This is a genomic window from Pseudomonas sp. BJP69 (assembly GCF_007633355.1).
GTDB lineage: Bacteria > Pseudomonadota > Gammaproteobacteria > Pseudomonadales > Pseudomonadaceae > Aquipseudomonas > Aquipseudomonas juntendi.
Map to the genome: position 1 here is coordinate 27,000 of NZ_CP041933.1, position 15,658 is coordinate 42,657.

16 protein-coding genes are annotated in these 15,658 nt (G+C 63.5%); 8 read left to right on the forward strand and 8 right to left on the reverse strand.

Annotated elements, in window-relative coordinates; translation table 11 throughout:
• Nucleotides 1-3 precede the first annotated feature (3 nt).
• Entirely contained in the window at nt 4-510 is a 507-nt protein-coding gene (gene def, locus FPB55_RS00115; RefSeq protein ID WP_009682343.1) for a peptide deformylase, read from the reverse strand.
• Between the two features lie 208 nt (nt 511-718).
• Between def and dprA the strand changes: the two genes are divergently transcribed.
• From dprA to FPB55_RS00130, 3 genes are all read left to right on the forward strand, one after another.
• Nucleotides 719-1,816, forward strand: coding sequence for a DNA-processing protein DprA (dprA, locus tag FPB55_RS00120; protein WP_047150050.1), 1,098 nt, complete (start codon nt 719-721; stop codon nt 1,814-1,816).
• A 41-nt stretch (nt 1,817-1,857) separates the two neighbouring features.
• Nucleotides 1,858-2,415 (forward strand): L-threonylcarbamoyladenylate synthase, encoded by a 558-nt coding sequence (locus tag FPB55_RS00125; protein WP_015268440.1) that lies wholly within the window; start codon nt 1,858-1,860, stop codon nt 2,413-2,415.
• Between the two features lie 696 nt (nt 2,416-3,111).
• A complete protein-coding gene (locus FPB55_RS00130; protein WP_144187314.1) occupies nt 3,112-3,426 on the forward strand; it encodes a hypothetical protein in 315 nt (104 codons plus the stop codon).
• Nucleotides 3,427-3,553: 127 nt separating this feature from the next.
• On the opposite strand, the gene FPB55_RS00140 is transcribed toward FPB55_RS00130, so the two are convergent.
• Nucleotides 3,554-4,531: an NADPH:quinone reductase gene (locus FPB55_RS00140; RefSeq protein WP_144187315.1), complete on the reverse strand. Its 978-nt coding sequence runs from the start codon at nt 4,529-4,531 to the stop codon at nt 3,554-3,556.
• Between the two features lie 134 nt (nt 4,532-4,665).
• On the opposite strand from FPB55_RS00140, the gene hemF reads away from it, so the two are divergent.
• The gene (gene hemF / locus FPB55_RS00145; protein WP_009682336.1) at nt 4,666-5,577 is read left to right on the forward strand and encodes an oxygen-dependent coproporphyrinogen oxidase; all 912 of its coding nucleotides are present in this window, start codon (nt 4,666-4,668) and stop codon (nt 5,575-5,577) included.
• 25 nt (nt 5,578-5,602) lie between these two features.
• Nucleotides 5,603-6,427 carry a shikimate dehydrogenase gene (gene aroE, locus FPB55_RS00150; protein WP_009682335.1) on the forward strand — a complete coding sequence of 275 codons (825 nt, stop codon included), beginning with the start codon at nt 5,603-5,605 and terminating at the stop codon, nt 6,425-6,427.
• A 99-nt stretch (nt 6,428-6,526) separates the two neighbouring features.
• On the opposite strand, the gene FPB55_RS00155 is transcribed toward aroE, so the two are convergent.
• The 3 genes from FPB55_RS00155 to betC all read right to left on the reverse strand — a co-directional run bounded on the left by FPB55_RS00155 (nt 6,527) and on the right by betC (nt 10,696).
• Nucleotides 6,527-8,092 (reverse strand): SulP family inorganic anion transporter, encoded by a 1,566-nt coding sequence (locus FPB55_RS00155; protein WP_144187316.1) that lies wholly within the window; start codon nt 8,090-8,092, stop codon nt 6,527-6,529.
• A 144-nt stretch (nt 8,093-8,236) separates the two neighbouring features.
• Nucleotides 8,237-9,166, reverse strand: a complete 930-nt coding sequence (gene choX, locus FPB55_RS00160; protein WP_115293194.1) for a choline ABC transporter substrate-binding protein — start codon at nt 9,164-9,166, stop codon at nt 8,237-8,239.
• A gap of 12 nt (nt 9,167-9,178) precedes the next feature.
• Nucleotides 9,179-10,696, reverse strand: coding sequence for a choline-sulfatase (betC, locus tag FPB55_RS00165; RefSeq protein WP_144187317.1), 1,518 nt, complete (start codon nt 10,694-10,696; stop codon nt 9,179-9,181).
• Nucleotides 10,697-10,804: 108 nt separating this feature from the next.
• Here betC and FPB55_RS00170 point away from each other — a divergent pair, with 108 nt between their 5' ends.
• Together FPB55_RS00170 and FPB55_RS00175 are read left to right on the forward strand one after the other, a co-directional pair.
• Nucleotides 10,805-11,704 (forward strand): LysR family transcriptional regulator, encoded by a 900-nt coding sequence (locus tag FPB55_RS00170; protein ID WP_144187318.1) that lies wholly within the window; start codon nt 10,805-10,807, stop codon nt 11,702-11,704.
• 48 nt (nt 11,705-11,752) lie between these two features.
• Nucleotides 11,753-12,085, forward strand: coding sequence for a DOPA 4,5-dioxygenase family protein (locus tag FPB55_RS00175; RefSeq protein WP_009682330.1), 333 nt, complete (start codon nt 11,753-11,755; stop codon nt 12,083-12,085).
• Nucleotides 12,086-12,205: 120 nt separating this feature from the next.
• On the opposite strand, the gene trpA is transcribed toward FPB55_RS00175, so the two are convergent.
• Together trpA and trpB are read right to left on the reverse strand one after the other, a co-directional pair.
• Complete coding sequence (trpA, locus tag FPB55_RS00180; RefSeq protein ID WP_009682176.1) at nt 12,206-13,015, reverse strand: tryptophan synthase subunit alpha; 810 nt, start codon at nt 13,013-13,015, stop codon at nt 12,206-12,208.
• A complete protein-coding gene (trpB, locus tag FPB55_RS00185; protein WP_029887973.1) occupies nt 13,012-14,229 on the reverse strand; it encodes a tryptophan synthase subunit beta in 1,218 nt (405 codons plus the stop codon). The genes trpA and trpB overlap by 4 nt, the downstream gene beginning before the upstream one ends.
• 108 nt (nt 14,230-14,337) lie before the next feature.
• Here trpB and FPB55_RS00190 point away from each other — a divergent pair, with 108 nt between their 5' ends.
• Entirely contained in the window at nt 14,338-15,234 is an 897-nt protein-coding gene (locus tag FPB55_RS00190; RefSeq protein WP_029887972.1) for a LysR family transcriptional regulator, read from the forward strand.
• Here FPB55_RS00190 and FPB55_RS00195 read toward each other — a convergent pair.
• Nucleotides 15,231-15,554, reverse strand: a complete 324-nt coding sequence (locus FPB55_RS00195) for a DUF883 family protein (protein WP_009682179.1) — start codon at nt 15,552-15,554, stop codon at nt 15,231-15,233. The genes FPB55_RS00190 and FPB55_RS00195 overlap by 4 nt on opposite strands.
• Between the last annotated feature and the right edge of the window lie 104 nt (nt 15,555-15,658).

Sequence of the window (15,658 nt, forward strand, 5' to 3'; positions counted from 1 at the left end):
GGATCAGGCTTGCTGGCGGTGCTGCTTTTCCAGTTTCTTCTTGATCCGGTCGCGTTTGAGCTGCGACAGATAGTCGACGAACAGCTTGCCGTTGAGGTGATCGAATTCATGCTGCACGCAGACCGCCAGCAAGCCTTCGCACTCCAGCTCGAACGGCTTGCCGTCGCGGTCCTGGGCTTTTACCCGTACCCGCAGCGGGCGGTCGACGTTCTCGTAGAAGCCCGGCACCGACAGGCAACCTTCCTGATACTGGCCCATGTCGTCGGTCAGCTCTTCGACCGTAGGGTTGATGAAGACCCGCGGTTCGCTGCGGTCTTCGCTGAGGTCCATCACCACGACCTGCTGGTGCACGTTGACCTGGGTCGCGGCCAGGCCGATGCCGGGAGCTTCGTACATGGTTTCAAACATGTCGTCGATCAGCTGACGCAGGGCGTCGTCGAACACCGTCACCGGCTTGGCGATGGTGCGCAGGCGCGGGTCGGGGAATTCGAGAATGTTCAAGATGGCCATAAGGTCAGGCAGTCACTGTGCGTTTGGTTGAAAACTGAGCACACATAATAAAGGCAAACGTGGATTTCAGCACCTGTGAAAGCTCGTCTAGGGTTTTCAGGGCCTGCTTGTCGGCTATTCGATAGACAGGTTGTCAAACCGTTATCAACACAGTTATCCACAGCTTGTGCCACGCCGATGGCCCTTTTTCAGATCAAGGATGATCCCCATGTCGAATCACCATTCGTCGCCTGTTGCGCCGGCTGAACTGGAGGCGCGGCTGCGTCTGCACCGCTTGCCGGACACCGGCCTGCGGCGTTTTTGCACGTTGCTGGAAGCGTTTGGCAGCGCATCTTCTGCCCTGTGCGCACCGGCCGGCGCCTGGCGCGCGTTGGGCATTCCCCAGGCAGCAATCGACGCGCGGCGCAGTGCCGAAGTGCGCGATGGGGCCCTGGCGGCGATGGCCTGGCTAGAGCAGCCGGGCCAGCATTTACTGATGTTTGACGGCCCTGGTTACCCGCCGCTGCTGGGGGAAATCGATGACGCTCCGCCATTGCTGTTTGTCGCCGGCGACACTGCCCTGCTCGAGCGCCCGCAGCTGGCAATTGTGGGAAGCAGGCGCGCTTCACCGCCAGCCCTCGATACCGCCGCGGCGTTTTCCCGTTACCTGGCACAGGCCGGTTTCACGATTACCAGCGGGTTGGCAGTAGGTATCGACGGCGCCGCTCATCGGGCCGCAATACAGGCCGGTGGGGGTACGATCGCGGTGCTCGGCACAGGGCTGCAAAAACTTTATCCACAGCGGCACACCGCGCTTGCCCAGGCGATTATCGACAGCGGCGGCGCGCTGGTTTCCGAGTACCCGCTGGATGCCGGGCCGCAGCCCAGCAACTTCCCCCGGCGTAACCGCATCATCAGTGGCTTGTCGCTGGGCGTGCTGGTGGTCGAGGCCAGCCTGGCCAGTGGTTCGCTGATCACGGCGCGGCTGGCGGCAGAACAAGGCCGCGAGGTGTATGCCATTCCGGGCTCCATCCACCACCCTGGGGCCAAGGGCTGCCACCAGCTGATTCGCGACGGCGCGCTGCTGGTGGAAACCGTGGAGCAGATCATGGAAAGCCTGCAGGGCTGGCAGAACCTGCCACCTGCGGTTGTGGACAAGTTCGACCACCCACTGCTGGCCTTGCTGCACGCGGCGCCCCAGACCAGCGAAAGCCTGGCCCATTGCAGCGAGTTGCCGCTGGCCGAAGTGCTTGCGCAATTGACCGAGCTGGAACTGGAGGGGCGGGTCAGCAATGAAGCCGGGCGTTGGTTTGCCCGCGCGGGCTAAGTACACTGCGCACAGGCAAGTTCATAGGCGGAGTAACAGCAATGGTAAGCAGTTTTCGTGTGCAACAAGCCGCACGTGAGATCCGGGCGGGCGCAGTAATCGCCTACCCAACGGAAGCGGTCTGGGGCCTGGGCTGCGACCCCTGGAACGAGGACGCGGTGTACCGCCTGCTGGCGCTGAAGTCGCGGCCTGTGGATAAAGGCCTGATCCTGGTCGCCGACAATATCCGTCAGTTCGACTTTTTGTTCGAAGATTTCCCCGAGGACTGGATCGACCGTATGGGCAGCACCTGGCCGGGGCCCAATACCTGGCTGGTGCCGCACCAGGACCTGTTGCCGGAGTGGGTGACCGGGCAGCATGACACCGTAGCGCTGCGGGTCAGTGACCACCCAGTGGTGCGCGAACTGTGCGCGCTGGTGGGGCCGTTGATTTCCACCTCGTGCAACCCCGGCGGGCGCCCGGCGGCGAAGACCCGGTTGCGGGTGGAGCAGTACTTCCATGGCCAGCTGGACCTGGTGCTGGGTGGGGCGCTGGGGGGGCGGAAGAATCCGAGTGTGATTCGCAACCTGGCTACCGGTGAGGTTGTTCGGCCGGGTTGATATCTGTCCACAAGCCTAACCGCAGATTTTTCTGATTTGTTTCGGCTGGCGGGTGATCGTGTGAGGGCTGACGGGTGTCAGCCTTGAAGCTTTTTCGCCTATGAGATCGAGCGCCGCCCGCGCGGCGCATCGCGAGCTGCGCTCGCTCCTACGTTTGTTTCGGGCCAGTGAGGTCTGTGAGAGGCGCGCGCGACCGCCTTGTTTGTACGGCGCGATATTGAGACATGCGCCAAGGGGTTCGCGCGCAAATCCCACAGGCATAATTGGCCCGATACAAACGTAGGAGCGAGCGCAGCTCGCGATGCGCCGCGCGGGCGGCGCTCGATCTCATAGGCGACGAATCTCTGCCGGCGAGCGCCTTGCAGCACAGATACCATCCGGTCAGGTGCATCAGGGTTTTCTGATTGTTGCCAAAATGGCTGTCCAGCTCGCGGCTTGGGAAATATCCTACGACCCGCGTCCTCTGCCATCACCTTCTCAGTGGGAACCTCTGCCCTTAGGCTTCAACCGTCGCCGAATAACTTGGCGATCGGGTGTGGTAACCCGGATGTGCTTGGGGGTCACAGCTATGGCAGCTGTGCGCGGGAGGCTTCGTGCCTGCCGGGAGCGCCTCCAGCCCGGTTTACCACCTCGCGTACAGCTGCCGCCTAAACCGTGTGGTAACGGCTTGGCGCCAGCTCATGCCTGGAGCAAACCATGAAAAAAATAGTGCCCGATCCACCCCTACCCTGCACCTCCACCCGCAGGTTCGGCCGCTGCGACGCCGGCCATGACCCGCTCTTCACCGTCAACCCGAACATTTCCGCCGAGGACGCTCTGGTCCATGTAGCCCTGTACCTGCGCAGCGCCTACGAAACCGGCTACAAAGCTCTGGACTACATGCGCGAAGAGGGCCGTGGCATGTTCTGGTCGAACCTGCATGCGATTGAAATGGCAGAGGGGGTGGTCGAGGCAATCCTCGATGGGATCGAGTCGACCCCGCCACCGACGAACCGACCCTCACAGCCATAGCGCAGCTTTCAGAGCCGACGCAGCACCTGTGGGAGCGGGCGCGCCCGCGAACACCGGCAAAGCCGGTGCCATCCACCGCGGTGGCTTCTTCGCGGGCATGCCCGCTCCCACAGGGAACGTGTGTGGCTCAGGGAATGAGTACTGTCGACCCTACAGTCCGCCGCGCCGACAGCTCTGCTTGCGCTTTGGCCGCCTCGCTCAGCGGGTACCGCTGCTGGATATCCACAACCAGCTTGCCACTGCCAATCATCGCAAACAGGTCATCGGCCATGGCCTGGGTGTTTTCGGCATTGTTGGCATAGGTCGCCAAGGTCGGCCGGGTCACATACAGCGAGCCCTTCTGCGCCAGAATTCCCAGGTTCACCCCGCTGACCGCACCCGAGGCATTACCGAAGCTCACCATCAGCCCGCGCGGTTGCAGGCAGTCCAGCGAGGTGAGCCAGGTATCGGCGCCAACGCCGTCGTACACCACCGGGCATTTCTTGCCGTCGGTCAGCTCCAGCACCCGCTTGGCCACGTCTTCATGGCTGTAGTCGATGGTCGCCCATGCGCCCAGCGCCTTGGCCCGCTCGGCCTTCTCGGCAGAACTCACAGTGCCGATCAGCTTGGCACCCAACGCTTTCGCCCATTGGCACGCCAGCGAACCCACGCCACCGGCGGCCGCATGGAACAGGACCACGTCACCCGCCTTCACCTGGTAGGTTTGCTTCAGCAGGTACTGCACGGTCAACCCCTTGAGCATCACCGCCGCTGCCTGCTCGAAGCTGATGTTGTCGGGCAGCTTGACCAGGTTGGCCTCCGGCAGCGTGTGAACCTCGCTGTATGCGCCCAGCGGGCCGCCGGCATGGGCCACGCGGTCACCCACCTTCAGCCGGGTCACGCCTTCGCCCACGGCCTCGACCACACCGGCCGCTTCGGTGCCCAGCCCCGAAGGCAGTGATGGCGGTGCATACAGCCCGCTGCGGAAATAGGTGTCGATGAAGTTCAGGCCGATCGCATGGTTGCGCACGCGCACCTGCTGGGGCCCCGGCGGAGCGGGTTCGAATTCCACAAACTGCAGCGCTTCGGGGCCGCCATGCTGGCTGAACTGGATACGCTTGGCCATCTCGCACTCCTGTAGTCGGGATCGGGAAAGGCCTTCTATCGGACGCCTTTGCTTGATCGCCGTCAACTGCGGCGCGCGCGCTGGCGGTGTTATGCTACGCGGCGAATTCTTCCCTGCCCGTTCCTGGTGACCCGATGACTAGCCGCACCGAGGCCGTGAAAGCCTACCTGCTCGACCTGCAAGACCGCATCTGCTCTGCCCTCGAAAACGAAGACGGCGGTGCCCGCTTCGTCGAGGATGCCTGGGTGCGCGAAGCCGGTGGCGGGGGGCGTACGCGGGTGATCGGCGAGGGCAAGCTGATCGAGAAAGGCGGGGTCAACTTCTCCCACGTGTTCGGCGCCGGCCTGCCGCCGTCGGCCAGCGCCCACCGCCCGGAGCTGGCGGGCCGGGGCTTCGAGGCCTTGGGCGTGTCGCTGGTGATCCACCCGTACAACCCGCATGTGCCCACCTCGCACGCCAATGTGCGGTTCTTCATTGCCGAGAAGGAAGGCGAAGAGGCGGTGTGGTGGTTTGGTGGCGGTTTCGACCTGACCCCATACTACGGCGTCGAGGAAGACTGCATTCACTGGCACCGCGTGGCCGAGCAGGCATGTGCACCCTTCGGTGCCGATGTGTACCCGCGCTACAAGGCCTGGTGCGACCGCTACTTCCACCTCAAGCACCGTGGCGAGCCACGCGGCATCGGCGGTCTGTTCTTCGACGACCTGAACGAGTGGGGCTTCGACACCTGCTTCGCCTTCATCCGTGCCATTGGCGATGCCTATGTCGACGCCTACCTGCCGATCGTCCAGCGCCGCAAGCACACCCCCTATACCCCGCAGCAGCGTGAGTTCCAAGAATACCGCCGCGGCCGCTACGTGGAGTTCAACCTGGTCTACGACCGCGGCACCCTGTTCGGCCTGCAGTCGGGCGGGCGCACCGAGTCCATTCTCATGTCGCTGCCGCCACAGGTGCGCTGGGGCTATGACTGGAAGCCGGCACCGGGCAGCGAAGAAGCGCGCCTGACCGACTACTTCCTGCAAGACCGCGACTGGCTTGGCCAGTAAGCCTGTGGATAACCAAGGAGCCGCCATGGACCAGTACGTCGTTTTTGGTAACCCCATCGGCCACAGCAAGTCGCCGCTGATTCACCGCCTGTTTGCCGAGCAGACCGGCCAGGACCTGGAATACGCCACCCTGCTGGCGCCGCTGGATGAGTTCAGCGACTGCGCACGCGGCTTCTTCAAGCAAGGCAGCGGCGGCAATGTCACCGTGCCGTTCAAGGAAGAGGCCTACCGCCTGTGCGACAGCCTGACCCCGCGTGCCCAGCGCGCTGGCGCGGTGAACACACTGAGCAAGCTGGCTGACGGCACTTTGCAAGGTGACAACACCGATGGCGCTGGCCTGGTGCGTGACCTGACGGTGAATGCCGGAGTCGAGCTGACGGGCAAGCGCATTTTGATTCTCGGTGCCGGTGGTGCAGTGCGTGGCGTGCTGGAGCCGATCCTGGCGCACAGGCCGCAATCGCTGGTGATCGCCAACCGTACCGTGGAAAAGGCCGAGCAGCTGGCGCGGGAGTTCGATGAACTGGGGCCGGTGGTGGCCAGCGGGTTTGCCTGGTTGCAGGAGCCGGTGGATGTGATCATCAACGCCACTTCAGCCAGTTTGGCCGGGGAATTGCCGCCGATTGCCGACAGTTTGGTCGAGGCAGGGCGCACGGTTTGCTACGACATGATGTATGGCAAGGAACCTACGCCGTTTTGCCAGTGGGCGCAGAAGCTGGGCGCGGCCAAAGTGCTGGATGGGTTGGGGATGCTGGCTGAGCAGGCCGCTGAGGCGTTCTTTATCTGGCGTGGGGTACGGCCGGATACCGCTCCGGTGTTGGCTGAGTTGCGCCGGCAATTGGCTCGGGGCTGAAATTGCCGGGGCCGCGTTGGGTCGGCGTACACCCATCCCTTGTGGGAGCGGCCTTGCGTCGCGATGGGCTGCAAAGCAGCCCCAAATCTCAACTCAACCTCATTCCTCAAACCGGATCGGGCACAACTGCGCCCCTTCCAGCTTCTGCAATTCCTCGATCACCTGCGGCCTGGCCCGGTGCAAGGTCAGGCTCCCGCCCAGGCGCCGCAAGCGCCGTGCCTCGCGGTGCAACATGTCTACACCCGAGTAGTCGATGAAATTCACCTGCCGCGCATCGATCACCACATGCGGACCTTGGCACAGCTGCAAACGTACTTGCAGGTAGTGCGCCGCGCCAAAGAAGATCGAGCCACCTACCCGCAGCACATCCGCTTCACCTTCGCGGCTTTGCTGCACCCGTGGCCGTGATGTGCGCTTGAGGTAGAAGAACAGCGACGCCAGCACCCCGGCATAGATCGCCGTCTGCAACTCCAGCAGCAAGGTTGCCCCCGCCGTCAGCGCCATTACCAGGAACTCCGAACGGCTGACCCGGAACAGCGCGCGGATGGCTTGGCGGTCCACCAGTCCCCAGCAGATCAACAGTATGCTGCCGGCCATGGCGGGGATCGGCAACTGTGCGATCAAGCCAGCACCGGTGATGGCGAACAGCGCCACCCATAGCGCCGAAAACACCCCGGCCATGGGGGAGCGGGCACCTGCTTCGTAGCTCAGGCCCGAACGGGTGAAGGAGCCAGCAGACAGGTAACCCGAGAAGAACGCGCCTACGATGTTCGACACGCCCTGGGCTCGAATTTCCTGATCAGGGTCGATCAGCTGTTCCGAGCGTGCCGACAACGACCGGGCAATCGACAGGCTGGTGACCAACCCCAGCATACCTACCGCCACGGCACTGGGCAGCAGGCGCAGAATCAGCTCCACGTCCAGCAAGGGCAGCGGGCTCAAGGGTGGAAGCTGGCCGGTGAATGCCGCGACCCTCGGCACATGGCCAAACCAGCCCGGCAGCAGCCAGGCCAGCAGGCTTACCGCGATCAGGCTTATCAACAGGCTGGGCCAGCGCGGGCGCCAGAGTTTGAGCGCCACACCGATAACCACGGTGGCCAGGCCCAACAGCAAGGATGGCACATTGATTTCGCCGGCATGGTTGGCCAGGTCCTGTACGGTTTTCAGCGCCGTGGCCTGGCTGGGCAGGTCCATGCCCAGCAGGTTGGGCAATTGCCCCAGGGCAATGACGACCGCGGCGCCAAGGGTGAAGCCGAGCACTACGGAATGCGAGACGAAATTGACCAGCGCACCGAAGCGCAGCAGCCCCAGCAGCAGTTGAAAGACCCCGCCGAGGAAGGTGAGCAGCAGCACCAGCGTGATGTAGTCCGAACTCCCAGCCACGGCCAATGGGCTGATGCTGGCGTAGAGCACGATGGAGATGGCCGCGGTCGGGCCGCAGATCAGGTGCCAGGACGAACCCCACAGGCAGGCGATCAATACCGGCACGATGGCGGCGTACAGGCCGTATTCGGCAGGCAGGCCGGCGATCAGGGCATAGGCGATGGACTGCGGCAGCGCGAGGATGGCACCGCCCAGGCCCACCAGCAGGTCCTGGCGCAGGCTGCGGACCGATTGGCGCGGGAGCCAGGCGAGGAATGGCAGCAGGTGGATGATACGAGGCATGGGTTATCCACAATCCTTGATTTAATGCACCTGACCTGTGGGAGCGGGCATGCCCGCGAAGACGCCACCGCTATAGATGGCACCGGCTTTGCCGGTGTTCGCGGGCATGCCCGCTCCCACAGGTTAGGTGTATTGCTGGTGAGTTCATAGTTTGGCTTTGACGGCCTCCAAGGCATCGCCATCGGCTTTGGTGGTGACCCCGGCCAACCACCCTTCCAGTAACTCGGGGTGCGTCTTGACCCAAGCCCTGGCCGCGTCGTCGAAGCTGATCTTCTTGTCCACAACCTGGGCCATGATGCTGTTTTCCATGTCCAGTGTGAACTTCAGGTTGCCCAGCAGCTTCGCCGCATTCGGGCAGGCCTGTGGATAACCCTTGCGCGTCAGGGTGTACACCTGGCCTTTGCTACCGAACCATTTTTCCCCGCCCGTGAGGTAGTGCATCTTCAGCTTCACATTCATCGGGTGTGGCGTCCAGCCGAGGAAGGTGATGAATTGCTGCTTCTTCACGGCGCGGTCGACTTGCGTCAGCATCGCCTGCTCGCTGGATTCGACCAGTTTCCACTGGCCAAGGTCGAACTCATTGTTGTCGATGATTTGTTTGAGCGACAGGTTGGCCGGTGCGCCGGAACCGATGCCGTACAGCTTCTTGTCGAACTGGTCGGCGTGCTTGTGCAGGTCGGCGAAATCCTTGACCCCGGCATTCCAGACGTAGTCCGGCACGGCCAAGGTGAACTCGGTGCCTTCCAGGTTGCGCGACAACTGCTGCACATCCCCATTGGCGACGAACTTGTCATGAAAGCCCTGTTGCGCCGGCATCCAGTTGCCAAGGAAGGCATCCACACGGCCGTCTTTCAGGCCGCCGTAGATGATCGGCACCGCCAGGCTGTCGATCTTCACCTGGTAGCCCAGACTTTCCAGTAGCAGCCGGGCCACGGCGTTGGTCGTGGCTATGTCGCTCCAGCCAGGGTCGGCCATTTTTACCGTGCTGCATTGTGCATCGTCGTCGGCGGCGTGGGCCGGGGTGATACCCAGGCCCAAGGCCAGGGTGAGTACGGCGGCGGAAAACGTGTGCATGGCGGCCTCTTCTCAATCCAGGGGGGCGGGCTGTGGGTAACGTGCCTTGCGCTCGAGGTCGTCGAGATCAATGTGGTTACGCATGTACTGTTGGCTGGCATCTACCCATGGTTGATGGTCCCAGCTGTGCAGCTTGCCGGTAGCCAGCGCTTCGGCCACCAGGCGGCGACGGCGCTGGCTGGCCAGTACCTGCTGGCGCAACCTGGGCATGTCCCAACGCTGTCGGGCTTCCTCGACGAACGCCTGCAGCAGTGCCTGGTGGTCCGGGCTGCTGGCGAGGTTCTCCCGCTCGTGCGGGTCGCGGCCAAGATCATAGAGTAGGCAAGGGTCGTCTTCGCCGTACACGAATTTGTAAGGCCCGCGGCGGATCATCATCAGCGGCCCGACAGTGCCTTCGGCCATGTATTCGCCGATCACTTCATCGTGGCCGCCCTGCCCTTGCAGGTGGCCAAGCAGTGAGCGGCCATCCAGATGCAGGGTGTTATCCACAGCCCCGCCCGCCAATTCGACCAGGGTCGGTAACAGGTCACAGGTCGATACCGAGGCGCTGACACGGCTGGCGGCAAAGCGCTGCGGTGCATGAACCAGCAGTGGCACCCGCGCCGACATTTCGAACCAGTGCATCTTGTACCAAAGGCCACGCTCGCCGAGCATGTCGCCGTGATCGCCGGAGAACACGATCAGGGTGTCGTCGGCCAGGTCGCACTCTTGCAAGGTCTGCAACAGCTTGCCGATGTTGTCGTCGATGTAGCTGCAGGCGCCGAAATAGGCCCGGCGTGCATCGCGGATCTTGTCCACCGGCAGCGGTTTGTTCCACAGGTCATAGACCTTGAGCAGGCGCTGCGAATGCGGGTCCAGTTCTGCCTGGCTGAATTCGGTACCAGGCATGGGGATATCCACACCCTCATAGCGGTCCCAGTAGTGCTTGGGAATGGTGTATGGATCGTGTGGGTGGGTCATCGACACGGTCAGGCAAAACGGCCGGCCGTCGTTCTCGCGCACGTGGTCGTAGAGGTACTGGCGCGCCTTGAACACCACCTCCTCGTCGAAATCCAGCTGGTTGGTACGCACGCAGGGGCCTGCCTGCAGTACCGAGGACATGTTGTGGTACCAGCTTGGGCGCACATCCGGCTCATCCCAGTTCACTGCCCAGCCATAATCGGCCGGGTAGATGTCGCTGGTCAGGCGTTCCTCGTAACCATGCAGCTGGTCCGGGCCGCAGAAATGCATCTTGCCCGACAGCGCCGTGCGGTAGCCCAGGCGGCGCAGGTAGTGGGCGTAGGTCGGCACGTCGGCGGGGAAATCGGCAGCATTGTCGTAGGCACCGATGCGGCTTGGGAGCTGGCCGCTGACCAGGGTGAAGCGCGACGGCGCGCACAGCGGGCTGTTGCAGTAGGCTGAATCGAACACCACGGCCTGCTCGGCCAGGCGGCTGAGGTGCGGCATCTGAATGGGTGAAGGCCCATAAATGGGCAGCAGGGGTGCGGCCATTTGGTCGGCCATGATGAACAGGATATTCGGGCGTGTCATGCTGGCTTCCATCGTTGAAGGTTATGCGAACCGCTTGCCTATCAAGATGCGACTGTGGATAACATGGGTAAAGCCCATGGCGGGCAATGACTGGGATTAGCCAAGCTTATGTTTGAGCGCTTTGCCGAACTGTCGCTGGATACGTTGCGGGTGTTCGAGGCCGCGGCCCGTTTGCGTGGCTTCACAGCGGCGGCTGTGGCGCTGGGCACCACCCAGCCTGCGGTAAGCCAGCAGGTAAAACGGCTGGAGGCGCAGTTGGGCACACGCCTGTTCGATCGGGTGTACCGCGGGATCGAACTCACCGAGGCCGGCCAGCTGTTGTTCGAGCATGTGCACCAAGGGTTGCAGGCCATGGACGAAGGTATTGCCCAGGTCAGTGGGCGCGGCCAGCGTGAAGTGCTGCAGGTGGCCACCGACTTTGCGTTCGCGGCGTTCTGGCTGATGCCGCGCTTGCAGCGCTTTCACGAGGCTTATCCACACGTGGATGTCAGCCTGGTAACCGGTGAGCGCAGCCAGGGCATGTTGCGCCCGGACATCGATGTGGCCGTGCTGTTTGGTGATGGGCGCTTTCATCAGGGCGAAAGCCGCTGGTTGTTCGATGAAGAGGTTTTCCCGGTGTGCAGCCCGCGCCTGATTCATGGCAAACCCATGTCAGCCGTGGCTTTGCAGCGCTTGCCGTTGTTGCACCTCAAAGGTGAGCAGGCCAGCCGCTGGTTTGACTGGGCGGGTGTTTTTCGCGGGTTTGGCGTGGCCAGCCCACCGCCAACCGGGCAACTGCGGTTCGATAACTACACACTGCTGATACAGGCCGCGATTGCCGGGCAAGGGGTGGCAATTGGCTGGGGGCACCTGGTGGATGGGCTGGTCGAGCAGGGTTTGCTCTGCCGGCCACTGGAGGGCAGCCTGCGCTCGGAACGCGGTTATTATGCGGTGTTGCCGCCGCGCAAACGCCGGGGCGCGTTGATCGAACGGTTCGTAGGTTGGTTGGAGCACGAGCGAAGCCGGTAAGGGTGAGTTCGGCGCAGAGTCACGCGGGCTTTGGGCCCAGGAGGTATCGTGCAGAGGATCAAGGGTTACCACGCCCACATTTACTATGACGCAGCGACCCTGGAGCAGGCTCGGGCGCTGTGTGAGGAAGCGGCGCGGCTGTTTCCCGTGAGCATGGGGCGCATGCACCAGAAGCCGGTGGGCCCGCACCCGGACTGGAGCTGCCAGCTGGCTTTCGGTCCGGAAGTGGTGGGGGTGGTATTGCCTTGGTTGGCACTGCATCGCCAGGGTTTGGTGGTGTTCATGCACCCGCTGACCGGTGATGAACTGGCGGACCATCGGGACCATGCGATCTGGATGGGGGCAGTGAGGCCGTTGAACCTGTCGGTTTTTGGGGGCTGAACCTTCAGTGCTCGTGTTGTGCTCATCGCTGGCAAGCCAGCTCCCACAAGGATTTCACAGGGCCTGAGGGTGGCGCTGTAGCTGTGGGATCTGGCTTGCCGGCGATGAAGGCGACGCCGGTCAGCGACGGGCGCCGCGCACCCCTTCCGCCAGTGCCGAGCACAGGCTCAACACATCGCTCACCGCCTGTTCGGCCGTGTTGGCCTGGGCAATCTTGTCGACCAGCGCCGAGCCCACTACCACGCCATCGGCCAGCCGGGCGATGTTCGCCGCCTGCTCTGGGGTGCGAATGCCGAAGCCAACGCTGATCGGCAGGTCGGTATGCCGACGCAGGCGGGCAATGGCTTCGGTCACGTGCTCGGTGGTCGCCGAGCCGGCCCCGGTCACACCGGCCACGGACACGTAGTAGACGAACCCGGAGCTGCGCGCCAGCACACGCGGCAGGCGCGCGTCGTCGGTGGTCGGGGTGGTCAGGCGAATGAAGTCGATACCTGCAGCCTGGGCCGGGGTCGCCAGTTCTGCATCGTGCTCCGGCGGCAGGTCGACGATGATCAGGCCATCGACGCCAGCCTGCTTGGCTTCATTCACGAACGCTTCCACGCCAAAACGGTGGATCGGGTTGTAGTAGCCCATCAGCACGATCGGCGTGGTGTGGTTGTCCACACGGAATTCCCGAACCATCTGCAGGGTCTTGGCCAGGTTCTGGCCCGCTTCCAACGCGCGCAGGGTAGCGAGCTGGATGGCTACGCCATCGGCCATCGGGTCGGTGAATGGCATGCCCAGTTCGATCACATCGGCGCCTGCAGCAGGCAGGCCCTTGAGGATCTGCAGCGAGGCGTCATAGCCCGGGTCGCCTGCGGTAACGAAGGTGACCAGTGCCGAGCGGCCTTCGGCTTTCAACTCGGCGAAGCGTTGTTCTAGACGGCTCATGCCTGTTTCTCCTGGGCGGCCATGTGGCTCATGACGGTTTGCATGTCTTTGTCGCCGCGGCCCGACAGGCAGATCACCATCAGGTGGTCCTTGGGCAGCTGCGGGGCGCGCTTGATTGCCTCGGCCAGGGCGTGAGCGCTTTCCAGGGCCGGGATGATGCCCTCCAGGCGGCACGTGGCGTGGAAGGCATCCAGCGCTTCGTCATCGGTGATGCTGACGTATTCAACGCGCTTCACCTCATGCAGGTAGGCATGCTCGGGGCCGATGCCCGGGTAGTCGAGGCCGGCCGAAATCGAGTGAGCGTCGGTAATCTGGCCGTCATCGTCCTGCAACAGATAGGTGCGGTTGCCGTGCAGTACGCCGGGCACACCGCCGTTCAGGCTGGCAGCATGCTTGTCGGTGTGCACACCGTGGCCGCCGGCTTCAACGCCGATGATCTGGACGCTTGGCTCTTCGAGGAACTCATGGAACAGGCCCATGGCGTTGGAGCCACCCCCCACGCAGGCGACCAGGCTGTCCGGCAGGCGGCCTTCCTTTTCCTGCAACTGGGCACGGGTTTCCTTGCCGATGATCGACTGGAAGTCGCGGACCATTGCCGGGTATGGGTGCGGGCCCGCCACGGTGCCGATCAGGTAGAACGTGTCGTCGACGTTGGTCACCCAGTCGCGCAGCGCTTCGTTCATGGCGTCCTTGAGGGTGCCGGTGCCCGCGGTAACCGGAACGATCTCGGCGCCCAGCAGCTTCATGCGGAACACGTTGGCCTGCTGGCGTTCGATATCGGTGGCGCCCATGTAGATCACGCAGGGCAGGCCGAAGCGCGCAGCGACGGTAGCGGTCGCCACGCCGTGCATGCCGGCGCCGGTTTCGGCGATCAGGCGTTTCTTGCCCATGCGCTTGGCCAGCAGCACCTGGCCGATGCAGTTGTTCACCTTGTGCGCGCCGGTGTGGTTGAGCTCTTCACGCTTGAAGAAGATCTTGGCGCCGCCGCAGTGTTCGGTCAGGCGCTCGGCGAAGTACAGCGGGTTGGGGCGGCCGATGTAGTCGCGCTGGAAATAGGCCAGCTCTTCGAGGAATTGCGGGTCTGCCTTGGCCGCTTCGTATTCCCGGGCCAGGTCCAGCACCAGTGGCATGAGGGTTTCGGCCACATAGCGGCCGCCGAACGAGCCGAACAGGCCATTGGCGTCGGGGCCGGGGCGGTATTGGGACTGGGTCATGGGGCGCTCCAGGGCGTAGGCAATGAGTGATGGGCTTTACTCTAACCACGACAGGCCCGGCTGAAAACCGATAAGATTGCGTAAACTTGTCAGGAAAACTCACAGGTAATGGCTCACGACCTCCCTCCCCTCAATGCCCTGCGTGCTTTCGAGGCCACTGCCCGGCTTAACAGTGTCAGCCAGGCGGCCGAGGCGTTGCACGTTACCCATGGTGCCGTGAGCCGGCAGATCAAGGTGCTTGAGGAGCATCTGGGGGTGGCGTTGTTCGTCAAGGAGGGGCGTGGCATCAAACTCACAGATGCCGGCCTGCGCCTGCGCGATGCCAGTGGCGAGGCGTTCGACCGCTTGCGCAGCGCATGTGCCGAACTGAGCCGCGACACCCGCGAGGCCCCGTTCGTACTGGGTTGCTCAGGCAGCCTGCTGGCGCGCTGGTTCATCCCGCGGTTGGGGCGTTTGCAGGCAGACTTGCCAGAGCTGCGCCTGCACCTTTCAGCCGGTGAGGGTGACCTTGATCCAAGGCGGCCAGGGCTGGATGCGCTATTGGTGTATGCCGAGCCCCCGTGGCCGGCAGACATGCAGGTGCATGTGTTGGCCGAGGAGCGAATCGGCCCGGTGCTGAGCCCGCACTTCGCCGGTTACCAGCGCTTGCAGGGGGCGCCAGCCAAAGCTTTGCTCGAAGAAGCCGTGTTGCACACCACCTCGCGCCCACAGGCTTGGCCGACCTGGGCGGCGCAGCAGGGCCTGGAGCCGGCTGCCATGCACTACGGGCAGGCCTTCGAGCACTTGTATTACCTGTTGGAAGCTGCGGTGGCGGGACTGGGCGTGGCGATCGCGCCGCAACCCCTGGTCGCCGATGACCTGCGGGCGGGCCGCCTGAGTGCGCCGTGGGGCTTTTCACCGACCCCGGCGGCGTTGGCGCTGTGGGTACCTCGGCGCGCCGCTGACGGGCGCGCCGAGCAACTGGCGCAATGGTTGCGGGCAGAACTGCTAGGGCAGAGCGCTTAGTTGCGCTTGCACAGCAGGTAAGCTGCCAGCAAGCCCAGGGCGCCGATGGCTACACCGGCAGTGGTGTACGGGTGCTCCTGGGCATAGTCGCGGGTGGCGATGCCGGTCTGGCGGGTACGCTCCTTGACTTCCTCATAGGCATCGCTCAGCAGGCTGCGCGAATGGCGCAGGGCACTCTCGGCGTTGCTGCGCATGGCCTTGACTGATTTCTGGGTTTCTTCGGAGGCATCGTGCTTCAGGCTTTCCAGGCTTTTCAGCAGGCTTTCGATCTCTGCTTCCATGCTTTCCAGGGATGTTTTACGCAGCGAATTGCGGGGCATGTTGACTCTCCTTTGCAGTATGGACTCTATGAACTGCGACCCTTGGGCTGCACGAAAGTGCGATCGAACTTTCGCCCCTGATGACAGCTCGCAGGTAAACCAGG